Here is a 13,413-nt window from a genome sequence, read left to right as displayed (position 1 = left end):
GTGCGGCAACCAGGCAATGGAATGCCGCACAGGAAGTGCAACGGCCTGTCAGGAAGACAGGCCGTTACCCAATCAGCATCCCTCATTAGAGGAACAGGATCTCCATGATCAGAGTCGCAATCAATGGTTATGGCCGCATCGGCCGTTCAATTCTCCGTGCCTTATACGAGTCGGGTAAAAGGCAGCAAATTCAGATCGTTGCTATCAATGAACTGGCTAAGCCCGAGGCCATAGTTCACCTCACCAACTATGATACCACCCATGGTCGCTTCCATAGCCGCGCGAGTCTTGCAGATGGCATGATGCAACTGGGGGATGACAGTATCAGACTGTTGGCCGAGCCGGAGGCAAACAAACTGCCCTGGGGCGAGCTGGATATCGACTTGGTGTTTGAAGCCACTGGCGCCCTGTCAGATAGACAGAGCTGCGAGGCTCATCTTCAGGCCGGTGCCCGCCAGGTATTGATAAGTCATCCCTCTTCGGCGGATGTTGATGCCACCATAGTCTATGGCGTCAACCAGGAACTGTTGGCCGCCGAGCACACTGTGGTGTCCAATGCATCCTGTACCACCAACTGTATTGTCCCTGTCATCGATGTGCTGGACCGGCACTTCGGAGTCAAGAGCGGTGCTATTACCACTATCCACTCGGCGATGAATGATCAGCAGGTGATAGATGCCTATCACGACGATCTGCGCCGCACCCGCGCCGCCGGGCAATCGATCATTCCGGTCGACACCAAGCTGGCCCGCGGCATAGAGCGTATCCTGCCGCAGATGAAGGATAAGTTCGAGGCCATTTCAGTGCGGGTGCCCACTATTAATGTCACCGCCATAGATGTGTCTGTGACCCTCAACGACAGAGTGGATATTGCCAAGGTAAACCAAGTGCTGGAACAGGCGACCCACGGGCGGCTTGAGGGCATTCTGGGCTATACTGATGAGCCTCTGGTATCATGCGATTTTAATCATGATCCGCGCTCCAGCGTGGTCGATGGCACCCAGACCCGGGTCAGTGATGGCCAACTGGTGAAGCTGTTGCTTTGGTGCGACAACGAATGGGGCTTTGCCAACCGTATGTTGGATACGGCGCTGGCGATGATCAAGGCCCGCAGCGCCTGAGAGGCTGCAACAGATTATTTCAGGGGGCAGGGAAGCTGCCGCCCTTAGTGAAACAGATTTGTTTTTGATTAAGAAGGAAGCGTAAAAATGGCAATTATCAAGATGTCAGAGCTGGATCTTCAGGGCAAGCGTGTGCTTATCCGTGAAGATCTCAATGTGCCTGTGGCCGATGGCGTGGTCACCAGCGACGCGCGTCTGCGGGCGTCACTGCCCACCATCAAGTTGGCACTGGAAAAAGGGGCTGCCGTGATGGTGATGTCCCACCTGGGACGACCAACCGAAGGCGAATATAATGAGGAGTTTTCCCTCAAGCCTGTGGTGGATTATCTGGCTAAAGCGCTGGACTGCCCTGTGCGTCTGGAAAAAGACTATCTGGAAGGCGTTGAAGTTGCCCAAGGCGAAGTGGTGGTGTTTGAAAACGTCCGCTTTAACAAGGGTGAGAAGAAAAACGACGAGGCGCTTTCCAAGCAGCTGGCGGCCCTGTGTGATGTTTATGTGATGGATGCCTTCGGTACCGCTCACCGCGCCCAGGCCTCGACTCACGGAGTCGGCATGTTTGCCCCGATAGCCTGCGCCGGCCCATTGCTGGCGGCTGAGCTGGATGCCCTGGGTAAGGCGATGGATAACCCGGCGCGTCCCTTGGTGGCGATTGTCGGTGGCTCCAAGGTGTCGACCAAGCTGACAGTACTTGAATCTCTTTCCGGCATAGTAGATCAACTGGTGGTGGGTGGTGGTATCGCCAACACCTTTATTGCCGCCGCCGGCCATCCTGTGGGCAAGTCGCTCTATGAAGCCGACCTTATCGATGAAGCCAAGCGCTTGGTGGCCAATGCCCAGAGCCGTGGCGGCGATATCCCCGTGCCTACCGATGTGGTGGTTGGCAAGGAGTTCAGCCCAGCCGCCGTGGCTACCTTGAAACCAGTGGCCGAGGTTGCCGACGATGAGATGATCTTCGACATAGGCCCGGACAGCGCCGAAGCCCTGGCAGCTATCCTGCAACAAGCCGGTACCATAGTCTGGAATGGCCCGGTTGGGGTGTTCGAGTTCGACCAGTTCGGCGAAGGTACCAAGCGTATCGCCCAGGCGATCGCCGAGTCACCGGCCTTCTCCATCGCAGGTGGCGGTGATACTCTGGCCGCCGTGGATAAATACGGTATTGCCGACAAGGTGTCATACATCTCTACCGGCGGTGGCGCCTTCCTCGAGTTCCTCGAAGGTAAAGAGTTACCGGCGGTGGCCATGCTCAAGGCCCGCGGTAACTGAGCAACAGCAAAAGAATTATAAAGAAACCGCTCCCGGCTTTGCCGGGAGCATCAAGTTAAATCCAAGCGATAGCGACCTCGGTGAAGCAATTCACCCTATTACTGGAGTAAAAAATGGCCCTTATTTCCCTACGCCAACTACTGGACCACGCCGCCGAACATGGATACGGTGTCCCCGCGTTCAACGTCAACAACCTGGAGCAGATGCGTGCCATCATGCAGGCCGCCGAAGCCACTGACAGCCCTGTGATTGTGCAGGCTTCTGCCGGTGCCCGTAAGTATGCCCGTCCTCAGTTCCTCAAGTATCTGATGGCTGCTGCCCTTGAGCAGTATCCGGATATCCCTGTGTGTATTCACCAGGATCACGGTACCCACCCTGACGTGTGTCAGCGTTCCATCCAGCTCGGCATGAGCTCTGTGATGATGGACGGTTCCTTGATGTCTGACGGCAAGACTCCTGCCTCTTATGAGTACAACGTCGATGTCACCCGCAAGACAGTGGCGTTTGCCCACGCCTGTGGTGTTTCTGTTGAAGGTGAAATCGGTTGTCTGGGTAGCCTGGAAACCGGTATGGCCGGTGAAGAAGACGGTATCGGCGCCGAAGGCACTCTGAGCCATGAGCAGATGCTGACCAGCCCGGAAGAAGCCGCCCGCTTCGTGGCCGACACTCATGTGGATGCCCTGGCCATCGCCATAGGTACCAGTCACGGTGCTTACAAGTTCAGCCGCAAGCCTACCGGCGATGTGCTGCGTATCGACCGTATTAAAGAGATCCACGCCCGTATCCCCAACACTCACCTGGTTATGCACGGATCTTCTTCTGTACCTCAGGAGTGGCTGCAGATCATCAACCAGTATGGTGGCGCGATCCCTGAAACTTACGGCGTGCCGCTGGAAGAGATTGTTGAAGGCATCAAGCACGGTGTGCGTAAGGTTAACATCGACACAGATTTGCGTCTGGCATCTACCGGTGCGGTACGTAAGTTCCTGGCCGAAAACCCAACTGAGTTTGATCCACGCAAATTCCTCAAGGCTTCCATGGAAGCCATGGCCGACATCTGTACCGTGCGCTACGAAGCCTTCGGTTGTGCCGGTATGGGTTCCAAGATCAAGCCGCTGTCACTGCAGGCCATGTACAAGCGTTATCAGACCGGCGAACTGGACCCACAGATCAACCTGTAATTCCGTTCTCTGTATTGAAAGCCCGCTTTCGCGGGCTTTTTTACTTTTAGTTTCCAGAGTGTAAACCTGAGGTGGATGCTTGGTGTTGATCTTTGGCGGCCACGATACACTCGGATGATAGGGCTGAGGTTGGCGGAGTGTTATCCGGATGGCTCTTGAGTCATCACAACGCCTTTTTGATAAGCTTGGCCAAGTTGGCGATTGATTGCTCCAACTTTGGTCCGCCAGGCAGTGAGGCATTGATGCGAAAACAGTGGCTGAACTCCCGGTGCGCCGAGAACATCTGCCCCGGCGCCAGGCTTATTCCTTGCCAGAGTGCCTGGCGATAGAGCTCTGTGGTGTCCCGCCCCTCGGGTAACTCTACCCAGAGAAAATAGCCGCCATCGCCATAATGCACTCTGACACTGTCGGGTAAGCGGCTCTTCAATGCCTGCCAGGTGGCGAATTTTCGTTGTTCCAAAGTGCGTCTCAATTGCCGCAGGTGGGTCTCATAGCTGCGGGTCGACAGGTAGTGGGCCAGCGCCAATTGCACCGGGGTGCTGGTGGCCAGGGTGCTCATCAGTTGCAGTTTTTGAATACTGAGCGCCATCTTGCCGGCGGCCACCCAACCGACGCGAAAACCGCCCACCAGAGATTTGGAGAAGGAGCCGCAGTGCAGAGTTCTGTCGTCCGGATCGAAGGCCTTGGCCGGCAGGGGCTTCTCCTTGCCGAAATAGAGTTCACTGTAGACATCGTCTTCAATCAAAAAGCAGTCGTGTTCCTGCAGGAGTTTCAGCAAACGACGCTTCTTGTCATCGCTCATACTGCAGCCCAAGGGATTTTGAAAGTTGGTCATTAACCAGCAGGCCTTGACCCTGTGAGTTTGCAGCGCCTGGGCCAGAGACTGTAGATCTATCCCTTCCTGGGGATGGGTGCGAATGGCGAGCGCCTTGAGGCCGAGGCGCTCCAGCGACTGCAGGGCGCCGTAGAAGGCGGGGTTTTCTATCACCACCCAATCCCCGGGACGGGTGACCGCTTGCAGGCTCAGGTTCAATGCCTCCAGAGCCCCTGCGGTGATCACTATTTCATCCGGCGAGATGCTCATTCCCTGCGCCGCGTAGCGCTGGGCTATGATATGCCTGAGCGCCGGGTTCCCGGGTGGCAGATTGTCCAGAGCGCTGGCGGAATCCAGGGTCTTGGCGCTTGAAATCAAGGCCCGGTTCAACTGTTTGTGGGGCGACAGCCCGGGATCCGGGTAGGCAGAGCCAAACCCTGTGATCCCCGGATCGCGACTGGCCTGCAACACTTCAAAGATAAAGGCGTTGATATCCACCGACTCGGCGCGGGTCACAGCACTGGACTGGTGCAGGCCTTGAGGCTTGGGCGCAGCCACTTTAGGGGCGACAAAGTAACCTGAGCGGGGGCGGGAGATTATCCAGCCCTGGCTCTCCAATACCTGATAGGCATGCATCACTGTCATTAAACTCATCTGGCTCTGCTGAGTCTGCTCCCTGAGTGAAGGTAAGCGGTCACCCACCTGCCAGACACCGCTCTGTATCTGCTGCCTCAATTGCTGGATCAGGGTTTCATATTTGGCCATGGTTTACTCTGCCTTATTGCCCTTACCCAGCATAACAATTATTCAATCTGTTATATATAAAATCGTATTTTCTGTATCTATTATAGTTTTGTCTCTGTCCTTAAGATGCCAGCCAGGTTTATTGACCCTTTGAGGTGGTTCATGTTTGGACTGGATGCACTCGAAATGGCACGCATACAGTTTGCCTTCACGGTTTCTTTTCACATTATCTTCCCGGCCATCACCATTGGCATGGCAAGTTATCTCGCGGTACTGGAAGGGCTTTGGCTCAAAAAGCGTAATCCGGTATACAAGCAGCTGTATCATTTTTGGTCCAAGGTATTTGCGGTCAACTTTGGTATGGGGGTGGTTTCCGGCTTGGTGATGGCTTACCAGTTTGGCACCAACTGGAGCGGCTTTTCCGAGTTTGCCGGCAGTATTACCGGCCCTTTGCTGACCTATGAAGTGCTGACCGCCTTCTTCCTCGAAGCCGGATTTCTGGGGGTGATGCTGTTTGGCTGGAAAAAAGTCGGCGATCAGCTGCACTTCTTCTCCACCTGCATGGTCGCCCTCGGCACCCTAATGTCCATGTTCTGGATCTTGGCCTCCAACAGCTGGATGCACACGCCCCAGGGCTTTGTCATTGAAGCCGGCCAAGTGGTACCTACAGACTGGCTGGCGGTCATCTTCAACCCTTCCTTTATACCGCGTCTTTCGCATATGGCGGTGGCCGCCTTTATCTGCTGCGCCTTGATGGTGGCGGCATCGGGCGCCTGGCATTTGCTTAAAGGCAACGACAACCCGGCGGTGCGCAAGATGTTCTCCATGGCGCTGTGGATGATCCTCGCCTGTGCACCTTTGCAGGCCTTGCTTGGGGATATTCACGGGCTCAATACCCTGGAGCATCAGCCGGCCAAAGTCGCCGCCATGGAAGGGCACTGGGACAACAGCTCAGGGGAGCCGACACCGCTTATCCTGTTTGGCTGGCCCAATATGGAGACAGAAACCACTGACTATGCTCTCAAGATCCCGGCGCTGGCCAGTTTGATCCTGATGCACGACAGCCAGGCCCAGGTGCCGGCGCTGAAGGAGTTTGCCGTGGAAGACAGGCCCAATGTCCCTATCGTCTTCTGGTCATTTCGGGTCATGGTCGGACTGGGCATATTGATGCTGCTGCTCGGTGTCGTCAGCCTTTGGCTCAGACGCAGTGGTGGCCTGTACCAGAGCCGCTGGTTTCTGCGCTTCAGTCTGTTCATGGGACCATCGGGACTCATAGCGCTGTTGGCCGGTTGGATAACCACGGAAGTGGGGCGGCAACCCTGGATCATTCATGGGGTAATGCGCACCCAGGATGCGGTCTCCGCCCATGGCGAGCTGCATATGAGCCTTAGCCTGCTGGGGTTCTTTGTGGTCTACAGCCTGGTGTTTGGTTTGGGGTATCTCTATCTGCTCAATCTTATCCGTCAGGGGCCCAAGGTCGAGGAAGTCTTATCCGAAAGCCCTGCGTTGGTCGGGCGAATTTCACAGTTTCACAGCGACGAGTTGCATAAGGAGAGCTGAGTATGGGTATCGATCTGGCTGTTATCTGGTTTGTGATTATTATTTTCGCCACCTTGATGTACATAGTCATGGATGGTTTCGACCTGGGCGTGGGGATACTGTTGCCCTTGGTTGAAGACAGGCATGACAAAGATATCATGGTGAACTCGGTGGCACCTGTGTGGGACGGCAATGAAACCTGGCTGGTACTGGGCGGGGCTGCACTGTTCGGCGCCTTTCCGCTGGCTTATGCGGTGATTATCGATGCCTTGGCGATTCCGCTGACCTTTATGCTGGTGGCACTTATCTTTCGAGGCTTGGCGTTTGAGTTTCGCTTCAAGGCGTTTGAAGGCCACAGAAAAGCCTGGGACAGGGCATTTGCCATCGGCTCTGTGGCAGCGACCTTCTTCCAGGGGGTGGTGCTGGGGGCTGTGATATCCGGTTTCCCCGTCATAGATCGCAGCTTTGCCGGCTCGCAGCTCGATTGGTTGGCGCCTTTCCCGCTTTTATGCGGTGTCGGGCTGGTGGTCGCTTACGGACTCCTTGGCAGCAGCTGGCTGATCATGAAGACCCAGGGGCATCTGCAGCAACAGATGTTTCTGCTGAGCCGCTCTTTGCTCATAGGCTTACTGGTGGCCATAGTGCTGGTCAGTATCTGGACGCCTTTGGCACATCCCCAAATCGCCGAGCGTTGGTTTTCGCTGCCGAACCTTATTTTCCTGTCACCCGTGCCTTTATTGACGGCGCTGCTGGGCTGGAATCTGTACCTGGGCCTGCAAAGGCAAGATACTTACCAACCTTTTGTGATGACGCTGCTCTTGGTGTTACTGGGGTTTTGCGGTCTTGGGATCAGCATCTGGCCCTATATTATTCCACCGGGCATCAGCATCTGGCAGGCTTCGGCGCCGCCACAGAGCCAAGGCTTCATGCTGGTGGGGGCGTTGTTTATTATCCCGATTATTCTGGTTTATACCTGCTGGACCTATTATGTGTTCCGCGGCAAGGTGAGCGCCGATGATGCCTATCATTAATGCTTTGAGGGGCCGGGCCATCCGGCTGTTGGCCCCCGCTAAGGCTTGGCTCGATAGCCGTCCAGGCTGCTGGATGCTGCTGCTCTGGTGCTTGAGTGTGCTTTCTTTGCTGAGCGTCTCTTCGCTGTTGCGACTACTGATGTCTGCGGCCGGGTTGAAGGCCTGATTGGGGGCCATTGTTATCAATATGGTGTACGCAATCAGGTTTTTCGGCTGAAAAATGCGAGCTGTTTCGTATTTTTCGCTGTAGATGTTAAGATGGCGCCCGTTTTTTTAGGGATTGCTTTGAACGGAGATGCACAAGAATGAAAAAACTGCTTAGCGCTGCAGCCATTCTGCTGGTCGCACCATTTGCTCACGCAGGGGCCGACTTTGTCGAAGGTGATAAAACATTTGCCGGTGAGGCGGAGTTGGGGGCCACCCTGACCACAGGTAACACTGATACCTCTTCGGTGAAGGCCCGCCTGGCGATGAAACATGAACTGGGTAACTGGGAAAACCAGTATCTGCTCGAAGGTCTGTATAAGGAAGATTCTGAAGAAGTTACTGCCAAGCGTTATTTTGGTGGCGTTCAGGGCAACTACCGTCTGGATGAGCGCAGTTATCTGTTTGCCAACACCAGTTACGAAGCCGATCCCTTTACTGGTTATGATTATAAATTTAACAGCGCAGCCGGTTACGGCTACCGTGTATTCCAGGGCAGCAAGAGCTTCCTGGATGCCGAGATAGGTCCTGGTTACCAGTATCAGCGCCTGGACAGCGAGCAGCGGGCTATTTTGGGTTACAACTCAGATGCCAGCTGGGTGGCTCACGGGGTGATTAACTATGAGCTGGAGATCAGCAAGACCTCCAAATTCCGTCAAATGTTTATTGCCGACTATGGTGACAAGCTAGACGCCCGCTCCGAGACTTCGCTGACCGCCAACATCATTGGCGCCCTGGCAATGAAGTTTGCTGTGATTGTGCGTTATAACAGCGATCCGCTGGACGATAAAAAGAGCACTGACACTGAAACCAACATGACACTGCTGTACTCCTTCTAAAAAGTCGTGAGATAAAAAAGTGTGAACCAGATAAAAGCGCCTACGGGCGCTTTTGTGATCTATGGTGTTTTTTTACCAGTCCTTGGCAATCTTTCTCCGGTTATCTGCCGCTTAAGGCTTGGGCTTGCTCACTTAAATTACAGAAATTTGCGTTTTATCAAGATTTGCTTTCTTGTCTCTGTGCTAGGTTTTAGTTAATTTCCTACCGAGAGATCATTGAAATGAAGTTGATGCGTTTGCATGGGGGCTGCGCAGCCTTAGGAGGAATTTTGTCCGGACTGTTTTCGCCTGCGGTCCTGGCTAGCACGGAAGCCGTAAATAATCTGAACCTGACGGACTCAACCGTGGGGTATTTGGCACTGACCCTATTTGCCATCGCCTATTTGCTGGTGATGGGAGAGGAGAAGTTGCACCTGAGGAAGTCCAAACCTGTATTGGTTGCCGCCGGTCTCATCTGGGGCATGATAGGTTATGTCTATACTCAAAACGGTATGTCGGAAGTGGCCGAGGCAGCTTTCAAGCATAACTTGCTTGAATATGCCGAACTGTTGCTGTTTTTACTGGTAGCCATGACCTATATCAATGCGATGGAAGAGCGCAGGTTGTTTGATGCTTTACGTTGTTGGATGGTCGGCAAGGGCTTCAGTTTGTATCAGATATTCTGGCTTACCGGCTTATTGGCCTTCTTTATATCACCTATCGCCGACAACCTGACCACGGCATTATTGATGTGTGCCGTGGTGATGAAAATGGGCGCCGATAATCGCCATTTTATCACCCTGTCCTGTATCAACATAGTGGTGGCCGCCAACGCCGGTGGCGCCTTCAGTCCCTTTGGGGATATCACCACTCTGATGGTGTGGCAAAAGGGTATGGTGCACTTTTCCGAGTTCTTTAAGCTGTTCCTGCCATCACTGGTGAATTTCCTGGTGCCGGCGCTGATTATGAGCCTGTTTATTTCCAGGGAAAAATCCGATGCCTTGGTTGAAAAAGTTTATACCAAGACAGGCGCCAAGCGGATAGTGCTGCTGTTCCTGTTTACTATTACTATGGCTGTATGTGCTCATTCATTGTTGGGGCTGCCACCTGTGCTTGGCATGATGACAGGTCTTGGACTGCTGCAGTTCTTTGGCTTCTTCCTGAGGAAGAATTTCCCTAAAGCATTGGCAAGGGCGCAGGAGAAGGCGCGCCTGATGCAGGATGAAAAGCGTTTGGAACAACTGGGTAACGTTGTGCCTTTCGATGTCTTCAGTCGTATTGCCAGAGCCGAATGGGATACTTTGCTGTTCTTCTATGGCGTGGTGCTCTGTGTTGGCGGCTTGGGCTTTATGGGCTATCTGAATATGGTGTCTCACGCCATGTACACCCAGTGGGATCCCACTTATGCCAATATCGCCATCGGGGTGTTGTCTTCTATCATAGACAACATTCCTGTGATGTTTGCCGTATTGACCATGAATCCGGATATGGCTCTTGGCCAATGGCTGCTGGTAACCCTGACTGCCGGAGTCGGGGGCAGTTTGCTGTCTATCGGCAGTGCTGCCGGGGTCGCTCTGATGGGGCAAGCTAGGGGCATTTATACTTTTGGGGCTCATCTCAAGTGGACGCCTGTTATCGCCCTGGGTTATATCGCCAGTATTCTGATACATCTCTGGCTTAACAGTTCTACATTCTAGAAAAGCATGTATCATATTGTTAATTAACAAAGTTTTAATCGTGAGAAAAGTCTGAGAGACGGTTCACGCTTTTCTTAAAAGCCTAAAAACACCCATGCAGATCACTCTGGATGGGTGTTTTTTTCCCTTATACTGCCGCCATTCATTTGCTGCTGAGCAATGCCATGCAGATAGGTTGCTGTTGGTTTGATGCCGATACCGGCACGCTCAAACATACTGGGTCCGGTAAGATTTGGGTCTTGTCTGAAATAGAACAATGTGTGTTGAGTGTTTTGTTGAGCCATCAGGGCAAGGTGGTTTCCAGAATGCAATTGCTGCAGGAGGCGGGCATTCCCGTCAACCAAGAGCATTTATTGGAACAAGCTGTGGCCCGTATCCGCCAATACCTGGGACCTGAGCACTGTCGCCTGTTGGAGCCCATAGACAGGCAAGGTTTTTTGTTGCACAGCAAAAATCGAAAAAGTAAACCAATCTCTCTGTTTTTAAAGGGAAAGGCACCCTGGTATCATTTTTTTTGGATGTTACTGCTGAGTGGGTTGGTATTGTTTTTTCTATCGTCCAGAGTCGGACCGCTGCGCTATCTGGAAACGCCGGATGAGGTGATTAAACTCGTGCATCCTTCGGGCAGTACTACCTTTTTGCGTCTCTATGGCGAACCCAAGGCATTGGCGGCATTGAAAGAACTGACTCAGAGCATTGAAGGCTGGCTGGCGCCTTGCCCCGACAGCTGGCATACAATTTCTATTTCCCTCAGTGATGACAGTAAGGTATTGAGTATGGTGCTCAAGGGAGAAAGTGACCAAGGGGAGTACTTTAAAGCTTACAAGCTGACCATGTCCCAGATGAATGATTGTGCCCCCGAGCATACTTGGTTGAAGGAGGCACTGCGCTGTGACTGAGTCGCCTCTACCGCGGCGCTTACGCCAAAATCGGAGCTGGATATTGCTGTTGTTACTGCTGTTATTTATTGCAGGTATCCTGGCTGTCGACACCTTGATTTCCAAATATCTAAACCCAAACTTCAATTGTGAAGCGAGTTTAATTAGCCCCGGCAAAGCCGAAGAACCGGGGGGAGGAGAGAAACTTAGGCTTGGGATAACCACAGAAAATGGGCAGACCAGACTGAAGGTCAGTTATCGCTATGATAATGAGCCGTGGGCGGCTATTGAGCTGGCCGGCACTATAGAAGAGGTTGAGCTTGGTTCACTAAGCTATCTGATGAGTCTTGAGCCCTATCAGGATAAACTGCTATTAGTTGAAGAAGAACTCCCTCCGTACTTGATGGCAATGCGGGAGACTATCAATAAGGCCTTGGCTCAGTCGGGCAAATTGGAGCTCAGGTTGCATGTTCTTGAGATGGATATTTTGGCTGACTATTCACTTATTCAACTGAGCCCAGGCAATCACCTTTGGGCCTGTCGTATGACTGAGTTTGAAGAGGATGAGTCCCAAATGCCGTTGCTCTCATTGATCAGCGGCATTTGGGATTAGTGAAGTTTAGTTTATGTCTGTAGTGGGAGAATAGAGCGTCACTTCATTGCTGATCTCAGCCCCGAACACCTCTATGGCTACCTTGTAACGGGTAACCGCGCCAGTGGCAGCATTGGCATCCCAATCCAGCCCTGATGGACTGAAGCTGTAGCTGCCGGCACTGTCCAGAGCTTGCAGCGGCTCGGCGCACTCGGTTGCCGGATCGCAGCTGTAACCATAGGTCACATGCCAGCGTTTCCAGGCCTTGGGCTTGGTGGAAGCTTGCTCTTCTGCCGGATAACCAAAGTAGGTGATTTGGTACTTAGCGGCATTGGTGAGCGCCTTGCCTTCGGCGTTTTGCAGGGCAAAGATAACTTCTCCCGAGTCGGGATCGAAGCTGTTGAGGGTCAACTCAATACTGCTGGCCTCGCCGATATCCAAGCTTGGGGTCTCAACCGGAGGTGGTGGTGGCGGTGGCGTGATCTCTCCGCCACCATTATTGTCATCATCGCTGCCACAGCCTCCCAAGAGCAGGGCCGAGCCGAGCAGCAGGCTCAGATAGCTGATTTTCATTGGATAATCCTCAGTTAAAGTGCCCGGTATGACAGGTGGTACATTCCATGTCTGTCTTGACACTGGCGGCAGGTCCCATGGTACTTGTGGAGCCATGACAGCTCTGACAGCTCTGGGCTTCTGAGCTGGGTTTACTCTCAGGCAGGGCGCCCAAGTCTTCACCCTTGTGGGCTCGGTTCAAGAGTTCCACTAAGTGATAGGCAATAGAGGCCGACAAACGATAGCAACGTTCACCTTTTTCAGAGAAGGTCTTGCCTGAGGCCTTGGACCAGTTACTGATAGAGGAGTGACACAGTACGCTGTTGGCAACCGAGGATTTGACCACCAGAGCAGTCTTTTCGGCGGTGGAGCCGATACCGGCAACGAACTCATCGCTGGACAGCGGCAGCTCGGTATTCTCGTAGTAGCGGAACAGGGAACCTATGACGGCGGCATTTTGGCCATTGATGTCATCGAGAATATTAACCAACATACCTACCGCATTGAGGTTACCGCAAAGCGTGCCTTGGCCGGTAACACCGGCAAAACCGTAGCCGGCCAGCGCTGTTGGAATAGTGGCAAACTTGTCGGCATCGACACTGGCAGACCTAGCCAGCATGGTTACAGTGGCGTGAAATACCTGATGCATACAGCCACCGCCGGTTTCATAAGCCAGTTTGGCTGTCTCCATAGGATCCAATGGAGCATATTTGAGTTTTTCACCCAGCTCCAGGCGATAGTTTCCTGACTCATCCGTGGCAGCAAAGGCGCAAGTGGCCGTAAGGCTGGCTCCGGCTGCTGCGGCGCTAATTCCGATAATCTGGCCCAGGGCCTGACGTCTGTTAATGCTCATATTTATCACCCTTTGTTGTCTTTGTTTTTCCCGACCGGGTCGGTTGCATTCAGATTAGGGGGATAAGATATGAAGGTTGTGATTTAGCGCGCATGAATATTGAGTTGTCAAAGACTGGGGTTTGAA

The 13,413-nt window shown here is 53.3% G+C and carries 13 protein-coding genes; 10 read left to right on the top strand and 3 right to left on the bottom strand.

What is annotated here, in order from left to right; translation table 11 throughout:
* Positions 1-104 precede the first annotated feature (104 nt).
* The 3 genes from epd (at position 105) to fba (ending at position 3,565) form a co-directional block, all read left to right on the top strand.
* The gene (epd, locus tag WKR14_RS16505) at positions 105-1,121 is read left to right on the top strand and encodes an erythrose-4-phosphate dehydrogenase (protein WP_101053776.1); all 1,017 of its coding nucleotides are present in this window, start codon (positions 105-107) and stop codon (positions 1,119-1,121) included.
* Positions 1,122-1,208: 87 nt separating this feature from the next.
* Positions 1,209-2,384, top strand: coding sequence for a phosphoglycerate kinase (locus WKR14_RS16500; protein WP_224866138.1), 1,176 nt, complete (start codon positions 1,209-1,211; stop codon positions 2,382-2,384).
* A gap of 113 nt (positions 2,385-2,497) precedes the next feature.
* A complete protein-coding gene (gene fba / locus WKR14_RS16495; protein ID WP_039033070.1) occupies positions 2,498-3,565 on the top strand; it encodes a class II fructose-bisphosphate aldolase in 1,068 nt (355 codons plus the stop codon).
* Between the two features lie 163 nt (positions 3,566-3,728).
* Here fba and WKR14_RS16490 read toward each other — a convergent pair whose 3' ends face one another.
* Entirely contained in the window at positions 3,729-5,144 is a 1,416-nt protein-coding gene (locus tag WKR14_RS16490; RefSeq protein ID WP_339086959.1) for a PLP-dependent aminotransferase family protein, read from the bottom strand.
* A gap of 141 nt (positions 5,145-5,285) precedes the next feature.
* Here WKR14_RS16490 and WKR14_RS16485 point away from each other — a divergent pair, with 141 nt between their 5' ends.
* From WKR14_RS16485 to WKR14_RS16455, 7 genes are all read left to right on the top strand, one after another.
* Positions 5,286-6,683 (top strand): cytochrome ubiquinol oxidase subunit I, encoded by a 1,398-nt coding sequence (locus WKR14_RS16485; protein ID WP_101053766.1) that lies wholly within the window; start codon positions 5,286-5,288, stop codon positions 6,681-6,683.
* 2 nt (positions 6,684-6,685) lie between these two features.
* The gene (cydB, locus tag WKR14_RS16480; protein ID WP_101053763.1) at positions 6,686-7,693 is read left to right on the top strand and encodes a cytochrome d ubiquinol oxidase subunit II; all 1,008 of its coding nucleotides are present in this window, start codon (positions 6,686-6,688) and stop codon (positions 7,691-7,693) included.
* The gene (locus tag WKR14_RS16475) at positions 7,677-7,859 is read left to right on the top strand and encodes a DUF2474 family protein (RefSeq protein ID WP_240904979.1); all 183 of its coding nucleotides are present in this window, start codon (positions 7,677-7,679) and stop codon (positions 7,857-7,859) included. The genes cydB and WKR14_RS16475 overlap by 17 nt, the downstream gene beginning before the upstream one ends.
* A 139-nt stretch (positions 7,860-7,998) precedes the next feature.
* On the top strand, positions 7,999-8,736 hold the full coding sequence (locus tag WKR14_RS16470; RefSeq protein WP_101053760.1) for a DUF481 domain-containing protein: 738 nt from the start codon (positions 7,999-8,001) through the stop codon (positions 8,734-8,736).
* A 221-nt stretch (positions 8,737-8,957) separates the two neighbouring features.
* On the top strand, positions 8,958-10,412 hold the full coding sequence (gene nhaD, locus WKR14_RS16465) for a sodium:proton antiporter NhaD (protein WP_226565310.1): 1,455 nt from the start codon (positions 8,958-8,960) through the stop codon (positions 10,410-10,412).
* A 110-nt stretch (positions 10,413-10,522) separates the two neighbouring features.
* Complete coding sequence (locus WKR14_RS16460) at positions 10,523-11,311, top strand: winged helix-turn-helix domain-containing protein (RefSeq protein WP_101053754.1); 789 nt, start codon at positions 10,523-10,525, stop codon at positions 11,309-11,311.
* A 43-nt stretch (positions 11,312-11,354) separates the two neighbouring features.
* Positions 11,355-11,903 carry a hypothetical protein gene (locus tag WKR14_RS16455; RefSeq protein ID WP_165565557.1) on the top strand — a complete coding sequence of 183 codons (549 nt, stop codon included), beginning with the start codon at positions 11,355-11,357 and terminating at the stop codon, positions 11,901-11,903.
* A gap of 6 nt (positions 11,904-11,909) precedes the next feature.
* Here the strand turns inward: WKR14_RS16455 and WKR14_RS16450 are convergent, their stop codons facing one another.
* Positions 11,910-12,455: a hypothetical protein gene (locus tag WKR14_RS16450; RefSeq protein ID WP_165565556.1), complete on the bottom strand. Its 546-nt coding sequence runs from the start codon at positions 12,453-12,455 to the stop codon at positions 11,910-11,912.
* 10 nt (positions 12,456-12,465) lie between these two features.
* On the bottom strand, positions 12,466-13,287 hold the full coding sequence (locus WKR14_RS16445; RefSeq protein WP_101053745.1) for a cytochrome C: 822 nt from the start codon (positions 13,285-13,287) through the stop codon (positions 12,466-12,468).
* Positions 13,288-13,413 lie beyond the last annotated feature (126 nt).

This window comes from Shewanella chilikensis, assembly GCF_037953065.1.
GTDB classification, from domain to species: domain Bacteria; phylum Pseudomonadota; class Gammaproteobacteria; order Enterobacterales; family Shewanellaceae; genus Shewanella; species Shewanella chilikensis.
The sequence above is the reverse complement of the archived record's forward strand: the minus strand, read 5'-3'. Positions and strand labels throughout refer to the sequence as shown.

Excerpts from the sequence above, each read along its gene's own strand:
- WKR14_RS16450 (WP_165565556.1), bottom strand. The coding sequence starts at position 12,455 with ATGAAAATCAGCTATCTGAGCCTGCTGCTCGGCTCGGCCCTGCTCTTG.
- WKR14_RS16485 (WP_101053766.1), top strand. The coding sequence starts at position 5,286 with ATGTTTGGACTGGATGCACTCGAAATGGCACGCATACAGTTTGCCTTC.
- WKR14_RS16445 (WP_101053745.1), bottom strand. The coding sequence starts at position 13,287 with ATGAGCATTAACAGACGTCAGGCCCTGGGCCAGATTATCGGAATTAGC.
- epd (WP_101053776.1), top strand. The coding sequence starts at position 105 with ATGATCAGAGTCGCAATCAATGGTTATGGCCGCATCGGCCGTTCAATT.
- WKR14_RS16500 (WP_224866138.1), top strand. The coding sequence starts at position 1,209 with ATGGCAATTATCAAGATGTCAGAGCTGGATCTTCAGGGCAAGCGTGTG.
- WKR14_RS16460 (WP_101053754.1), top strand. The coding sequence starts at position 10,523 with ATGGGTGTTTTTTTCCCTTATACTGCCGCCATTCATTTGCTGCTGAGC.
- fba (WP_039033070.1), top strand. The coding sequence starts at position 2,498 with ATGGCCCTTATTTCCCTACGCCAACTACTGGACCACGCCGCCGAACAT.
- WKR14_RS16470 (WP_101053760.1), top strand. The coding sequence starts at position 7,999 with ATGAAAAAACTGCTTAGCGCTGCAGCCATTCTGCTGGTCGCACCATTT.
- cydB (WP_101053763.1), top strand. The coding sequence starts at position 6,686 with ATGGGTATCGATCTGGCTGTTATCTGGTTTGTGATTATTATTTTCGCC.
- WKR14_RS16490 (WP_339086959.1), bottom strand. The coding sequence starts at position 5,144 with ATGGCCAAATATGAAACCCTGATCCAGCAATTGAGGCAGCAGATACAG.
- WKR14_RS16475 (WP_240904979.1), top strand. The coding sequence starts at position 7,677 with ATGATGCCTATCATTAATGCTTTGAGGGGCCGGGCCATCCGGCTGTTG.
- nhaD (WP_226565310.1), top strand. The coding sequence starts at position 8,958 with ATGAAGTTGATGCGTTTGCATGGGGGCTGCGCAGCCTTAGGAGGAATT.